General features: G+C 35.3%; 24 protein-coding genes. All 24 read left to right on the top strand.

The genetic code is table 11. The features are described from left to right. Positions 1-108: 108 nt before the first annotated feature. The 24 genes from GPX08_RS06925 to rpmD all read left to right on the top strand — a co-directional run bounded on the left by GPX08_RS06925 (position 109) and on the right by rpmD (position 13,960). Positions 109-489: a 30S ribosomal protein S12 gene (locus tag GPX08_RS06925; protein ID WP_008681201.1), complete on the top strand. Its 381-nt coding sequence runs from the start codon at positions 109-111 to the stop codon at positions 487-489. A gap of 152 nt (positions 490-641) precedes the next feature. Next, entirely contained in the window at positions 642-1,112 is a 471-nt protein-coding gene (gene rpsG / locus GPX08_RS06930; RefSeq protein ID WP_156626098.1) for a 30S ribosomal protein S7, read from the top strand. A 75-nt stretch (positions 1,113-1,187) separates the two neighbouring features. After that, complete coding sequence (gene fusA / locus GPX08_RS06935; protein WP_156626099.1) at positions 1,188-3,254, top strand: elongation factor G; 2,067 nt, start codon at positions 1,188-1,190, stop codon at positions 3,252-3,254. Between the two features lie 176 nt (positions 3,255-3,430). Further along, positions 3,431-4,624, top strand: a complete 1,194-nt coding sequence (gene tuf, locus GPX08_RS06940; protein ID WP_156626092.1) for an elongation factor Tu — start codon at positions 3,431-3,433, stop codon at positions 4,622-4,624. Positions 4,625-5,148: 524 nt separating this feature from the next. Then, positions 5,149-5,457, top strand: coding sequence for a 30S ribosomal protein S10 (gene rpsJ, locus GPX08_RS06945; RefSeq protein WP_008681195.1), 309 nt, complete (start codon positions 5,149-5,151; stop codon positions 5,455-5,457). Positions 5,458-5,535: 78 nt separating this feature from the next. Then, a complete protein-coding gene (gene rplC, locus GPX08_RS06950) occupies positions 5,536-6,165 on the top strand; it encodes a 50S ribosomal protein L3 (protein WP_156626100.1) in 630 nt (209 codons plus the stop codon). A 24-nt stretch (positions 6,166-6,189) separates the two neighbouring features. Further along, entirely contained in the window at positions 6,190-6,810 is a 621-nt protein-coding gene (rplD, locus tag GPX08_RS06955) for a 50S ribosomal protein L4 (protein ID WP_156626101.1), read from the top strand. After that, a complete protein-coding gene (gene rplW / locus GPX08_RS06960) occupies positions 6,810-7,100 on the top strand; it encodes a 50S ribosomal protein L23 (protein ID WP_136006843.1) in 291 nt (96 codons plus the stop codon). Before rplD ends, rplW begins: the two co-directional genes overlap by 1 nt. Positions 7,101-7,164: 64 nt before the next feature. Further along, positions 7,165-7,998, top strand: a complete 834-nt coding sequence (gene rplB, locus GPX08_RS06965) for a 50S ribosomal protein L2 (protein ID WP_156626102.1) — start codon at positions 7,165-7,167, stop codon at positions 7,996-7,998. A 66-nt stretch (positions 7,999-8,064) separates the two neighbouring features. Further along, entirely contained in the window at positions 8,065-8,349 is a 285-nt protein-coding gene (gene rpsS, locus GPX08_RS06970; protein ID WP_156626103.1) for a 30S ribosomal protein S19, read from the top strand. A gap of 21 nt (positions 8,350-8,370) precedes the next feature. After that, entirely contained in the window at positions 8,371-8,706 is a 336-nt protein-coding gene (gene rplV / locus GPX08_RS06975; protein ID WP_136006847.1) for a 50S ribosomal protein L22, read from the top strand. Positions 8,707-8,725: 19 nt separating this feature from the next. Continuing rightward, positions 8,726-9,394 carry a 30S ribosomal protein S3 gene (gene rpsC, locus GPX08_RS06980; protein WP_156626104.1) on the top strand — a complete coding sequence of 223 codons (669 nt, stop codon included), beginning with the start codon at positions 8,726-8,728 and terminating at the stop codon, positions 9,392-9,394. Between the two features lie 21 nt (positions 9,395-9,415). Continuing rightward, entirely contained in the window at positions 9,416-9,850 is a 435-nt protein-coding gene (gene rplP, locus GPX08_RS06985) for a 50S ribosomal protein L16 (RefSeq protein WP_008681186.1), read from the top strand. Then, positions 9,850-10,062 (top strand): 50S ribosomal protein L29, encoded by a 213-nt coding sequence (rpmC, locus tag GPX08_RS06990; RefSeq protein ID WP_156626105.1) that lies wholly within the window; start codon positions 9,850-9,852, stop codon positions 10,060-10,062. Before rplP ends, rpmC begins: the two co-directional genes overlap by 1 nt. A 22-nt stretch (positions 10,063-10,084) precedes the next feature. After that, the gene (gene rpsQ / locus GPX08_RS06995; RefSeq protein ID WP_066889849.1) at positions 10,085-10,339 is read left to right on the top strand and encodes a 30S ribosomal protein S17; all 255 of its coding nucleotides are present in this window, start codon (positions 10,085-10,087) and stop codon (positions 10,337-10,339) included. A gap of 28 nt (positions 10,340-10,367) precedes the next feature. Further along, the gene (rplN, locus tag GPX08_RS07000; protein ID WP_136006854.1) at positions 10,368-10,736 is read left to right on the top strand and encodes a 50S ribosomal protein L14; all 369 of its coding nucleotides are present in this window, start codon (positions 10,368-10,370) and stop codon (positions 10,734-10,736) included. 17 nt (positions 10,737-10,753) lie between these two features. Further along, positions 10,754-11,068 carry a 50S ribosomal protein L24 gene (locus GPX08_RS07005; RefSeq protein ID WP_156626106.1) on the top strand — a complete coding sequence of 105 codons (315 nt, stop codon included), beginning with the start codon at positions 10,754-10,756 and terminating at the stop codon, positions 11,066-11,068. A gap of 23 nt (positions 11,069-11,091) precedes the next feature. Then, positions 11,092-11,634 carry a 50S ribosomal protein L5 gene (gene rplE / locus GPX08_RS07010; protein ID WP_156626107.1) on the top strand — a complete coding sequence of 181 codons (543 nt, stop codon included), beginning with the start codon at positions 11,092-11,094 and terminating at the stop codon, positions 11,632-11,634. A 15-nt stretch (positions 11,635-11,649) separates the two neighbouring features. Further along, positions 11,650-11,835, top strand: coding sequence for a type Z 30S ribosomal protein S14 (locus GPX08_RS07015; RefSeq protein WP_156626108.1), 186 nt, complete (start codon positions 11,650-11,652; stop codon positions 11,833-11,835). A 31-nt stretch (positions 11,836-11,866) separates the two neighbouring features. Next, entirely contained in the window at positions 11,867-12,265 is a 399-nt protein-coding gene (rpsH, locus tag GPX08_RS07020; RefSeq protein ID WP_156626109.1) for a 30S ribosomal protein S8, read from the top strand. 62 nt (positions 12,266-12,327) lie between these two features. Beyond that, positions 12,328-12,870, top strand: coding sequence for a 50S ribosomal protein L6 (gene rplF, locus GPX08_RS07025; RefSeq protein WP_156626110.1), 543 nt, complete (start codon positions 12,328-12,330; stop codon positions 12,868-12,870). A 20-nt stretch (positions 12,871-12,890) separates the two neighbouring features. Then, complete coding sequence (gene rplR, locus GPX08_RS07030; RefSeq protein ID WP_156626111.1) at positions 12,891-13,250, top strand: 50S ribosomal protein L18; 360 nt, start codon at positions 12,891-12,893, stop codon at positions 13,248-13,250. A 19-nt stretch (positions 13,251-13,269) separates the two neighbouring features. Beyond that, complete coding sequence (rpsE, locus tag GPX08_RS07035) at positions 13,270-13,767, top strand: 30S ribosomal protein S5 (protein ID WP_156626112.1); 498 nt, start codon at positions 13,270-13,272, stop codon at positions 13,765-13,767. Positions 13,768-13,780: 13 nt separating this feature from the next. After that, the gene (gene rpmD, locus GPX08_RS07040; protein WP_156626113.1) at positions 13,781-13,960 is read left to right on the top strand and encodes a 50S ribosomal protein L30; all 180 of its coding nucleotides are present in this window, start codon (positions 13,781-13,783) and stop codon (positions 13,958-13,960) included. The last annotated feature ends 15 nt before the right edge of the window (positions 13,961-13,975 follow it).

The raw sequence follows: 13,975 nt of genomic DNA on the forward strand, positions 1-13,975 counted from the left end.
AGCCTCTATGAATTTTTATAAAAGGTTTCTACTTCATGAAAAAATTTTTAATTAAGCTTTTATCTTAAATATTAGATATATAGATAAAAAATTTCAGGAGGTGAAAAAATGCCAACTATTAGCCAATTAGTAAGAAAAGGCAGAAAAACTGTTATCAACAAGTCAACAGCACCAGCACTTAACGAGTGTCCACAAAGAAGAGGGGTTTGTACAGTTGTTAAAACAACTACTCCAAAGAAGCCTAACTCAGCTTTAAGAAAAATCGCGAGAGTAAGACTTACAAATGGATTCGAAGTAACTGCATACATTGGTGGTGTAGGACACAACTTACAAGAACACAGCGTTGTTCTAATAAGAGGTGGTAGAGTTAAAGACCTTCCTGGTGTTAGATACCATATCGTAAGAGGAGCACTTGACTGTGCTGGAGTAGCTAACAGAATGCAAGGAAGATCAAAGTACGGTGCTAAAAAGCCGAAGGCAAAAAAATAGTTTAGTAAATAAACTATAACAGTGCTTGTCTTCAGCATTTACATAGATTTATAAATTAAGTTTATATAGATGAAGAAGTGAGCGCTTTACGGCAATGTATAATTGCAGAGTACCAATGAACTTAAATTTATCATGTTAAGGAGGGAAGAAAAGTGCCAAGAAAAGGACATATCGCAAAAAGAGATGTATTACCAGATCCAATATATAACTCAAAGGTTGTTACTAAGTTAGTAAACAACGTTATGGAAGACGGTAAAAAAGGAGTAGCACAAAGAATATGCTACGAAGCGTTTGAAATAATGGCGCAAAAAACAGGCAAAGATGCTTTAGAAGTATTTGAAGAAGCTATGAACAATGTAATGCCTTTATTAGAAGTTAAAGCTAGAAGAATAGGTGGTGCTAACTACCAAGTTCCTATCGAAGTAAGACCAGAAAGAAGACAGACTTTAGGTCTTAGATGGATTTTAGCAGCAGCTAGAAAAAGAGGCGAAAAGGTAATGGCTCAAAGATTAGCTGGAGAATTAATGGATGCAGCTAACAATACTGGAGCAGCTGTTAAGAAGAGAGAAGATACTCATAAAATGGCTGAAGCAAATAAGGCATTTGCTCATTACAGATACTAATATACAAACTGTTTTGGTGTAGAACCAAAACAGTTTTGTCGAATTTAAAATTACTCGTTGAGAGGAGGACTACAGATGGCAAGAAATTTTCCGTTAGATAAATTCCGTAACTTTGGAATAATGGCTCATATAGATGCTGGTAAGACAACAACTACTGAGCGTATATTATTTTATGCTGGAAAAACTCATAAAATAGGTGAAACACATGAAGGTGCTTCACAAATGGACTGGATGGAACAAGAAAAAGAAAGAGGTATCACAATTACTTCTGCTGCAACTATGTGTTTCTGGAAAGACCATGAATTAAATATAATAGATACTCCAGGTCACGTAGACTTCACAGTTGAAGTTGAAAGATCATTAAGAGTACTTGATGGAGCTGTTACAGTTCTAGATGCAAAGAGTGGGGTTGAACCACAAACTGAAACTGTTTGGAGACAGGCAGATAAATATGGTGTTCCAAGAATGATATATGTTAATAAGATGGATGCTACTGGAGCAGACTTCTTCAGATGTATCAACACTGTAAGAGATAGATTAAAGGCTAATGCTGTTCCAATACAAATTCCAATTGGAGCAGAAGATCAATTCAAGGGAATGGTAGACTTAATAATTAATAAAGCTATTATGTTCTATGATGACCTAGGAAAAGATGTAAGGGAAGAAGAAATCCCTGCAGATTTAGTAGATCAAGCTGAAGAATATAGAATGGCTTTAATCGAAGCTATAGCTGAAACTGATGAAGAGTTAATGGAAAAATACCTAGAAGGTGAAGAATTAACTCAAGAAGAAATAATGGTTGCTTTAAGAAAAGCTACTATAGCTAATGAAATAGTTCCATGTATTTGTGGATCATCATACAAAAACAAAGGTGTTCAACAAATGATTGATGGAGTTGTTGCGTTCTTACCATCACCATTAGATATTCCTGCTGTTAAAGGAACTAACTTAGATGGTGAAGAAGATTCAAGAGAAGCTTCAGATACAGAACCAATGTCAGCTTTAGCATTTAAGATAGCTACTGACCCATTCGTAGGAAAGCTTGCTTTCACAAGAGTTTACTCAGGTGTTATGCAAAGTGGTACTTACGTATTAAACTCAACTAAGGGTAAGAAAGAAAGAATCGGTAGACTTGTTAAAATGCATGCTAACCATAGAGAAGAAGTTGAAGCATTAGAAGCAGGTGAATTAGGAGCAATAATTGGATTAAAGAACACTACAACAGGGGATACTCTTTGTGCAGAAAATAATCCAATAATATTAGAATCAATGGAATTCCCAGAACCAGTTATATCTGTAGCTATAGAGCCAAAGACAAAAGCTGGTCAAGAAAAGATGGGATTAGCGTTAGCTAAATTAGCAGAAGAAGATCCAACATTCAGAACTCATACTGACCAAGAAACAGGTCAAACAATTATCGCAGGTATGGGAGAACTTCACTTAGAAATCATAGTTGATAGATTAACTAGAGAATTCAAGGTTGAATGTAACGTTGGTGCTCCTCAAGTTGCTTACAAAGAAACAATCAGAAAAGCTGTTAAAGCTGAAGCTAAGTATGCTAAGCAATCAGGTGGTAAAGGACAATACGGTCATGCTGTTATTGAAATGGAACCAACTGAAGGAGAATACGTATTTGAAAATGCTATCGTTGGTGGAGCTATTCCAAAGGAATATATACCAGCTATAGACAATGGTATTCAAGAAGCAGCTAAAAACGGGGTTATAGCAGGATATGAAACAATTAACTTCAAAGTTAAGTTAGTTCATGGATCATACCACGAAGTTGACTCATCTGAAATGGCCTTCAAGATCGCAGGATCTATGGCATTTAAGAATGCTATGGCAAAAGCAGACCCAGTATTACTTGAGCCAGTAGAAAAGGTTGAAGTTACAGTTCCAGAAGAATACATGGGAGATGTAATGGGAGATCTTAACTCAAGAAGAGGAAGAATCGAAGGTATGGAAGCTATAAACGGAGCTCAAATAATCAGAGCATTCGTTCCACTTTCAGAAATGTTTGGATATGCAACTACTTTAAGATCAAGAACTCAAGGTAGAGGAACTTACTCAATGGTATTCGATCACTTCGAAGAAGTTCCAAAGAGCATTCAAGAAAAGATTAAAAGCGAAAGAACTAATTAGTTTTAGTTATAAATTTAAGTAATGTTGCTAATAATTATAATATTAGTAACATTACAAATAAATTTAGTATGTAATACTAAATGAAAATTCATATAAGTGTAGAAAAAAAGAACTAAATTAGATATAATATCTAAGAAGGTTCATATTATTTAATTTCCATAAAGGAGGATTTTACAATGGCAAAGCAAAAATTCGAAAGAAGCAAACCACACGTAAACATTGGAACAATTGGTCACGTTGACCACGGTAAGACAACTTTAACAGCTGCAATCACAACAGTATTAGCAAACAGAGGTTATGCAGAAGCATTCAACTATGCTGATATAGATAAGGCTCCTGAAGAAAAAGAAAGAGGAATCACAATCAATACATCACACGTTGAATACGAGACTGAAAACAGACACTATGCTCACGTTGACTGTCCAGGACATGCTGACTACGTTAAGAACATGATCACTGGAGCAGCACAAATGGATGGAGCAATCCTAGTTTGTTCAGCAGCTGATGGTCCAATGCCACAAACAAGAGAACACATCCTACTAGCATCAAGAGTTGGAGTTGACTACATAGTAGTATTCTTAAACAAAGCTGATATGGTGGATGATGAAGAATTATTAGAATTAGTTGAAATGGAAGTTAGAGAATTATTATCTGAATACAACTTCCCAGGAGATGATATTCCAGTAATCAAGGGTTCAGCTTTAGTAGCATTAGAAAACCCAACAGATGAAAAATCAATCGCTCCAATCTTAGAGTTAATGGAAGCAGTAGATAGCTACATCCCAACTCCAGAAAGAGCAACAGATAAGCCATTCTTAATGCCAGTAGAAGATGTATTCACAATCACTGGTAGAGGAACAGTTGCAACAGGAAGAGTTGAAAGAGGAGTTCTTCACGTAGGAGACGAAGTAGAAATCGTTGGATTACAAGAAGAAAGCAGAAAAGTAGTAGTAACAGGAATAGAAATGTTCAGAAAGTTACTAGACGAAGCACAAGCTGGAGATAATGTTGGAGTTCTTTTAAGAGGAGTTCAAAGAACTGACATCGAAAGAGGTCAAGTATTATCAAAAGTTGGATCTGTTAAGCCACACCACAAGTTCGTAGGTCAAGTATACGTACTTAAGAAAGAAGAAGGTGGAAGACATACTCCATTCTTCGATGGATACAGACCACAATTCTACTTCAGAACAACAGACGTTACTGGATCAATCAAGTTACCAGAAGGAATGGAAATGGTTATGCCAGGAGACCACATCGACATGAACGTTGAATTAATCACTAGAGTTGCTATGGACGAAGGATTAAGATTCGCGATCAGAGAAGGTGGAAGAACTGTAGGTTCAGGAGTTGTTACTAGCATAATAGAATAGTAATAAAAACATTTTGTAAAAATATAATGTGATCACATGCGGAGAGTAGAGGGACGCCTTTACTCTCTTTTTTATTTTTTCTAAAAAAATATGTAATTAATGTAAATGATTAATATGTTGAAAATCAGGGATACTATATAATAGACAAATATATTAGGTAGAAATTACATAAAAAAATATATTGATAAAAGATTATAAGCGATATAGAATATATTTGCCGAAGAAATTATATAGTAAAATTTATATAGTGAAGTAAGTCTTAAAATTTATGAAAAAACGATAAAAAAACTCTTGAAAAGGCTATGTAAACATAGTATAATGTAGGAGTTGTATAGCAAACAGTAAGTAATTAAGAGGTTGCCGGACTTCCGGGTTAATTCTTAATGAAGAAGTTAGGATCTAGAATCCAACGCCAGGGGTTCTGTAGTGTCATGTGTTAAAGTATGAAACACGTGGAACAGTTTATAGAACATCCGCTGTTGTGCGTTAGAAGTAAAGCGTACATGAAAAGGAGGGAAACCAAGATGTCAAAACAAAAAATAAGAATCAGATTAAAGGCTTTTGATCACAATATTTTAGATCAATCTGCTGAAAAAATTGTTGAAACAGCTAAATCAACAGGAGCTAAGGTTGCAGGTCCAGTACCACTACCAACTGAAAAAGATGTTGTTACAATATTAAGAGCTGTTCACAAATACAAAGATTCAAGAGAGCAATTCGAAATCAGAACACACAAGAGATTAATCGACATAGTTAATCCATCACCTAAGACAGTTGATGCTTTAATGAGATTAAACTTACCAGCTGGTGTAGATATCGAAATTAAGCTATAGTAAATACTTATCAAATAAACAGTTTGAACGATTATGATTGTTAAACAATCCGCTAATACGTTTAGGAGGTGTAAATACATGAAGAAAGCTATATTAGGAAAGAAAGTTGGAATGACTCAAATCTTCGATGAAAACGGAAAGGTTGTTCCTGTAACTGTAGTAGAAGCTGGTCCATGTGTTGTTGTTCAAAAGAAAACTATCGAAAAGGATGGTTATGAAGCAATACAAGTTGGATTTGGTGACATAAGAGAAAAGTTACTTAACAAACCAAAGAAGGGACACTATGCTAAAGCAGGAGTTTCTATAAAGAGAAGATTAAAAGAATTCAGATTAGAAGATTGTTCAGCTTATGAGGTTGGTCAAGAAATCAAAGCTGACTTATTCCAAGTTGGAGAAAAAATAGACGTATCAGGAGTTTCTAAAGGTAAGGGATTCCAAGGCGTTATCAAGAGATGGAATGCACAAAGAGGACCAATGAGTCACGGTTCTAAGTTCCACAGAGCAGTAGGTTCTATGGGAGCTTCATCAGATCCATCAAGAACTTTCAAAAACAAGAATATGCCAGGGCATATGGGTGCTGTTAACACAACAGTATTAAACTTAGAAGTAGTTAAGGTTATAGCTGAAAAGAACTTAATACTAATCAAGGGTGGTATCCCAGGACCTAACAAAGGTACAGTAGTAATAAGAAATGCAGTTAAAGCTTAATTTCTGTAGAAAGGAGGAAACAGGATGCCTACAGTAGGATTATTTAATCAAGAAGGAAAACAAGTTGGAGATATCCAATTAAACGATAATGTGTTCGGAGTTGAAGTTAACACAGATGCTATGCATCAAGTTGTAGTTGCTTTATTAGCTAACAAGAGACAAGGAACTCAATCAGCTAAGACAAGAGCTGAGGTAAGAGGGGGCGGAATTAAGCCTTGGAGACAAAAGGGAACTGGTAGAGCAAGACAAGGTTCTATTAGAGCACCTCAATGGATTAAAGGTGGTATAGTATTCGCACCAAAGCCAAGAGATTACAGAGTATCAGTGCCAAAGAGCATGAGAAGAGTAGCTATGAAGTCTGCTTTAACTAGCAAGGTTCAAGACGGTCAAATGGTAGTAGTAGAATCATTAGGATTTGAAGCACCAAAGACTAAGAACATGGTTGAAGTATTAAAAGCTTTCGAAGCTAAGAAGACTTTAATAGTAACTGGTGAATCAAACGAAGTATTATACAAATCAGCTAGAAATATTGCTGATGTTCAAATTATGCCAGTTAACAACATCAATGTTTATGATTTATTAAAGTTTGAAAAATTAATCATAACTAAGGATGCTGTATCAAAGATTGAGGAGGTGTACGCATAATGACAAGCTATGATATTATAAGAAAGCCTGTTATCACTGAAAAGAGTATGACTGCTATGGCAGACAAAAAGTACACTTTCATAGTTCAAATTAACGCTAACAAAGTTCAAATTAAAAAAGCTGTAGAAGAAATCTTCGGCGTAAAAGTTGACAAAGTTCAAACATTAAGAACTATGGGAAAAACAAAGAGAATGGGCGTACATGTAGGAAAGAGAGCAGACTTCAAGAAAGCTGTTGTTACTTTAACAGAAGATAGCAAGAGCATCGAATTCTTCGAAGGAATGCAATAACGCGAATAAAGCGAATTATTGGTATATAAATACCAGAGAAGCTTAAAGTAAGGAGGGAATTTACATGGCAGTTAAAAAGTTTAGACCAACTACCCCATCAAGAAGACAAATGACAATGGCTACTTTTGAAGAAATTACAACAAGTACTCCAGAAAAGTCACTTCTTGTTTCATTAAACAAAAGTGGTGGTAGAAATGCACAAGGTAAAATAACTGTTAGACACCACGGTGGTGGAGCTAAGAGAAAATATAGAATAATAGATTTCAAGAGAAATAAGGATGGTATCCCTGCAAAGGTTGCTACTATCGAATACGATCCAAACAGAACAGCATACATAGCATTAGTTGTATATGCTGATGGTGAAAAGAGATATATAATAGCTCCAGTTGGATTAAAAGTTGGAGATGTTGTAGTTTCAGGAGCTGACGCTGATATCAAAATTGGTAACGCTCTTCCATTAAGAAATATACCAGTAGGTACTTTTGTTCACAATGTTGAATTACAAATAGGCAAAGGTGCTCAAATGGTAAGATCAGCTGGTACTTCAGCTCAATTAATGGCTAAAGAAGGTAACTATGCAACATTAAGATTACCTTCAGGTGAAATGAGATATGTTAGAATAGAATGTAGAGCTACAGTAGGAACTGTTTCAAATACTACTAACGATATAATCAATATCGGTAAAGCTGGTAGAAAGAGACATTTAGGATGGAGACCTACAGTTAGAGGTTCTGTAATGAACCCTTGCGATCACCCTCATGGTGGTGGTGAAGGTAGATCACCAATCGGTAGACCAAGTCCAGTTACTCCATGGGGTAAACCAGCACTTGGATACAAGACTAGAAAGAATAAGAAGTATTCTGACAAATTCATAATAAAGAGAAGAAACGATAAGTAGTATGAAGAGAAGTAAGTTCTCTTCATGGCTTGTCAGCCTAGAGATTATGAAGGGAGGCAAATTATAGTGAGTAGATCAACAAAAAAAGGGCCTTTTGTACATGAAGGACTTTTAAAGAGAATTGAAGAAATGAATGCTAGTGGAGATAAGAAGGTTGTTAAGACTTGGTCAAGAAGTTCAACAATATTCCCACAAATGATAGGTCATACAATTGCTGTTCACGATGGAAGAAAGCATGTTCCAGTTTTCATAAGCGAAGACATGGTAGGACACAAGCTTGGTGAGTTCGCATTAACAAGAACTTACAGAGGACACGATTATGACGAAAAAGCAGCAAGAAAAAGAAAGTAATCCCGGAAAGGAGGAACATAAATGGAAGCTAGAGCTATAGCTAAATATGTTAGAATGTCTCCAACTAAAGTAGGAGTAGTTCTTGATTTAATAAGAGGAAAAAATATTCAAGAGGCTTTCGCTATTCTACAATATACTCCAAAAGAAGCAGCTGTTGCTATAAACAAGGTTTTAAAGTCAGCTGTTGCTAATGCGGAAAATAATCACGAAATGGATGTAGAAAGATTATATGTAGCAGAAGCATATGTTGGTGCAGGTCCAACACTTAAGAGATTCAGACCAATGGATCACGGAAAAGCATTTAGAATTAACAAGAGAACAAGTAATATAACACTTGTAGTTAAAGAAAGAGCTTAGAAAGAAGGAGGGAAAACAAGTGGGTCAAAAAGTACATCCTCACGGACTTAGAGTAGGAGTTATCAAGGATTGGGATGCTAAGTGGTATGCTTCAAAGAAGAACTTTGCAGACAATCTAATCGAAGATAACAAAATAAGAGAATTCGTAAAGAAGGAACTTTTCTCAGCTGGTATTTCAAAGATTGAAATTGAAAGAGCTGCTAAGAGAATTAAGTTAAATATATATACTGCTAAACCAGGTGTTATAATCGGAAAAGGTGGAGCAGGAATTGAAGCTTTAAAAGTTAAGTTAGCTAAAATTGTTGAAAACAAGAATTTAATAATCAACATAGTTGAAGTTAAGAGTGCTGAAGCAGATGCTCAATTAATGGCAGAGAATATTGCTGCTCAATTAGAAAAGAGAGTATCATTCAGAAGAGCTATGAAGCAAAGTATCCAAAGAGCTATGAGACTTGGAGCTAAGGGTGTTAAAACTGCATGCTCAGGTAGATTAGGTGGAGCTGAAATAGCTAGAACTGAACAATATCATGAAGGAACAATTCCACTACAAACTTTAAGAGCAGACATCGATTATGGATTTGCTGAAGCTGATACAACTTATGGAAAGATCGGCGTAAAAGTTTGGGTTTATAATGGAGAAGTTCTTCCAACTAAAAAAGTTGAAAAGAAGGAAGAAGCTAACGCATAAGTAAGAAAGGAGGAATTAGTCATGTTAATGCCTAAAAGAGTTAAGCATCGTAAGGTACAACGTGGTAGAATGAAAGGAAAAGCTACAAGAGGTAATTTCCTTGCATATGGAGATTTCGGTATTCAAGCTACAACTTGTGGTTGGATAACTAGCAATCAAATTGAATCTGCCAGAATTGCTATTAATAGATATATCAGAAGAGGAGGAAAACTTTGGATAAAGATTTTCCCAGATAAGCCAGTAACTGAAAAGCCAGCTGAAACAAGAATGGGTTCAGGTAAAGGTTCACCAGAATACTGGGTAGCAGTAGTTAAACCTGGTAGAGTTTTATTCGAATTATCAGGAGTAAATGAAGAAGTTGCAAGAGAAGCTATGAGACTTGCATCACACAAACTTCCTGTAAAGTGTAAGTTCGTTACAAGAAGAGATTTTGAGGAAATGGGTGGTGAAGAATAATGAAGGCTAGAGAACTAAAAGAATTAAGAGCAAATGCTCCTCAAGATTTAAAGGTTAAATTAAATGACCTTAAGGCTGAGTTATTCAACTTAAGATTCCAATTAGCTACAGGTCAATTAGAAAATCCTATGAGAATTAGAGAAGTAAAAAAATCTATAGCCCAAATCAAAACCATCATAAGAGAAGAAGAGATCAGGGCTTTCGAGCAGTAAATCTGAAAGGAGGTAACTCTTAATGGAAAGAGGATTAAGAAAGAAAAGAATAGGTAGAGTTGTTTCAGATAAAATGGATAAAACTATCGTTGTTGCTGTTGAGACTAAGGTTAGACACCCATTATATGGTAAAACAGTTAATAGAACAACAAAGTTTAAAGCTCATGATGAAAACAATGAAGCTAAAATTAATGATAGAGTTTTAATTATGGAAACTAGACCATTATCTAAAGATAAGAGATGGAGACTTGTTGAAATAGTTGAAAAAGCTAAATAGGCTTTAAGTCTGAAAGGAGGGTAATTCAATGATACAACAACAAACCTTACTAAAAGTAGCAGATAACTCAGGTGCAAAGGAAATCATGTGCATAAGAGTTCTAGGCGGATCTAAGAGAAAGTTCGGTAACATTGGAGACGTAATAGTTGCTAGCGTTAAAAGTGCAACACCAGGCGGAGTTGTTAAAAAAGGAGACGTTGTAAAAGCTGTTATAGTTAGATCAGTAAAAGGATTAAGAAGAGCTGATGGTTCATACATTAAGTTTGATGAAAATGCAGCAGTTATTATAAAGGATGATAAGCAACCAAGAGGAACTCGTATCTTCGGACCAGTTGCAAGGGAGCTAAGAGATAACGAATTTAACAAGATTTTATCATTAGCACCTGAAGTTCTATAATGGAGGAGGTGTCTCATTTGAAAGTACATGTTAGAAAAAATGACACAGTTGTAGTTGTTTCCGGTAAAGATAAAGGAAAAACTGGTGAAGTTTTAAAAGTATATCCTAAGACAGGTAAAGTTATTGTTCAAGGAGTTAATATAGTTAAAAAGCACCAAAAGCCAAGTAGAGCTAACGCTCAAGGCGGAATAATAGAAAAAGAAGGAGCTGTATATAGCTCAAAAGTTATGTTATACTGCACAAAGTGCAAAAACGCTACAAGAATTAGTAACAAGATATTAGAAGATGGTACTAAAGTTAGAGCTTGTAAGAAGTGCGGAGAAACATTCTAGGATCTGAAAGGAGGTACTAAATTATGACAACAAGACTTCAAGAAAAGTATCAAAAAGAAGTAATTCCAGCTATGATTGAAAAGTTTGGATATAAAAATATAATGGAAGTTCCAAAGCTTGAAAAGATAGTTATCAACATGGGTGTTGGTGAAGCTAAGGACAATCAAAAAATATTAGAAGCAGCAGTTAATGATTTAAGCATTATTGCAGGTCAAAAGCCAATCTTAACAAGAGCAAAGAAATCAGTTGCTAACTTTAAGATAAGAGAAAACATGGCTTTAGGATGTAAGGTTACATTAAGAAAAGCAAAAATGTATGAATTCGCTGACAAGTTAATGGCAATTGCTCTACCAAGAGTTAGAGACTTCAGAGGAGTTTCAAGCAAATCTTTTGATGGTAGAGGAAACTACTCACTAGGAGTTAAAGAACAATTAATATTCCCAGAAATTGAATACGATAAAATCGATAAGGTTAGAGGAATGGATATTATCTTCGTAACAACAGCTAACACTGACGAAGAAGCAAGAGAATTATTAAGATTCCTTGGTATGCCATTTGCTCAATAATAAGGAGGGGAAACCGTGGCACGTAAGGCTATTATTGAAAAGTGGAAAAGAGAACCAAAATATGCAACAAGAGCTTATACAAGATGCAGACTATGTGGAAGACCACATTCAGTATTAAAGAAATTTGGTATATGCCGTATATGTTTTAGAGAACTTGCTTACAAGGGTCAAATCCCTGGTTGTAAGAAAGCAAGTTGGTAAGAAACTGATTTAGTGAAAGGAGGCACATTAAATGGTTATGACAGATCCTATCGCAGATTTGCTAACTCGTATTAGAAACGCAAATGCTGTAAGACATGAAGTAGTAGAAGTTCCTTCATCAAACGTGAAGAAGGCTATTGCAAATATATTATTACAAGAGGGATATATAAAAGAATTAGAGGAATATAACGATGGCGTTGTTCCAATGTTAAGAATATCTCTTAAGTATGGTGCAGATAAAGAAAGAGTTATAACTGGTATAAAGAGAATATCTAAACCAGGTTTAAGAGTTTACTGTAAGAAAGATGAAATTCCAAAGGTGTTAAGCGGATTAGGAGTTGCAATCATATCAACATCTAATGGTTTATTAGTTGATAGAGAAGCAAGAAAAGCTGGATTAGGCGGAGAAGTAGTTTGCTACGTTTGGTAATTCCAAATTAGAAAGTAACTAGATTAACATATATAAGAACAAGTAAAACAGGAGGTGCGATTATGTCAAGAGTAGGTAGATTACCTATAACTATACCTGCAGGCGTAACTGTAGCTGTTTCAGCAGACAATGTTGTTTCAGTTAAGGGTCCAAAGGGCGAACTTGTTAAAGCTATGAACAAAGACATGAATATAGCAGTTGAAAACAATCAAGTTGTTGTTACTAGACCTAGCGATCAAAAAGAGCACAGAGCTCTTCACGGATTAACTAGAGCATTAATCAATAACATGATAATCGGAGTAGAAAAAGGATTTGAAAAGAGCTTAGAACTAATTGGTGTTGGTTACAGAGCTCAATTACAAGGAAAGAAACTTGTAATGAACTTAGGATATTCACATCCAGTTGAAATAGAACCAATCGAAGGTGTTACTTTCGAAACTCCAGCTGCGACTAAAGTTATTGTTAAAGGAATAGATAAGGAAAAAGTTGGAGCTGCAGCGGCTGATATCAGATCATGGAGAAAGCCTGAACCATATAAGGGTAAAGGAATTAAGTATGATGGCGAAGTAATCAGACGTAAAGAAGGTAAGACTGGTAAGAAATAATAGAAAGGAGTGAAACCTTTATGTTTAATAAGGTAGACAGAAAAGCTAGTAGAGAAAGACGTCACCTAAGAGTACGTAAGAAAATTTCTGGTACTCCTGAAAGACCAAGACTTTCAGTATATAGAAGTGAAAAAAATATATATGCTCAAATTATAGATGATGTTAATTCAGTAACATTAGTTTCAGCTTCAAGCTTAGATAAGGCATTAGATGCTAAAGGCGGAAATAAAGAAGGTGCTAAATTAGTTGGTGAATTAATAGCAAAGAAAGCTTTAGAAAAAGGAATCTCAGAAGTTGTATTCGACAGAGGTGGATACGTATATCACGGAAGAGTTCAAACTTTAGCTGAAGCAGCTAGAGAAGCAGGCTTAAAATTCTAATAAACAAGGAGGGAAATACATGAGAATCGATCCTAGCACACTAGACCTTAAGGAAAAGGTTGTTAACATAAACAGAGTAACTAAGGTTGTTAAGGGTGGTAGAAACTTCAGATTCAGCGCTTTAGTAGTTGTAGGTGACGAAAACGGACACGTAGGCGTTGGAATGGGTAAGTCAATAGAAATCCCAGAAGCAATTAAAAAAGGAATAGAAGATGCTAAGAAACACTTAGTAAGTGTTGCTATAGTTGGAACAACTGTTCCTCATCAAATATATGGAAAATTCGGAACTGGTAAGGTTCTTATAATGCCAGCTAAAGAAGGTACAGGAGTTATCGCTGGAGGTCCAGCAAGATCTGTATTAGAATTAGCAGGATTAAAGGATGTTAGAGCTAAGTCATTAGGTTCAAACAATCCAAAAAACATGGTAAATGCTACTATAAACGGTTTAGCAAACTTAAGAACAGCTGAAGATATAGCTAAATTAAGAGGCAAAACTGTAGAAGAAATTTTAGGTTAGGAGGGAAACGCAAATGGCAAAAATTAAAGTTACTCTTGTTAAGAGTTTAATTGGAAGAAAGAAAGACCATATTGCTACTGCTAATGCCCTTGGACTTAGAAAAATCGGTAAAACAGTAGAACATGAAGAAACTCCTCAAATCAGAGGAATGATTAATAAGGTTGATTATCTACTAAAAGTAGAAGAAGTTTAATAAGAGGAGGTGCAT

This window comes from Clostridium tertium (genome assembly GCF_902652255.1).
Taxonomy (GTDB): domain Bacteria; phylum Bacillota; class Clostridia; order Clostridiales; family Clostridiaceae; genus Clostridium; species Clostridium tertium_A.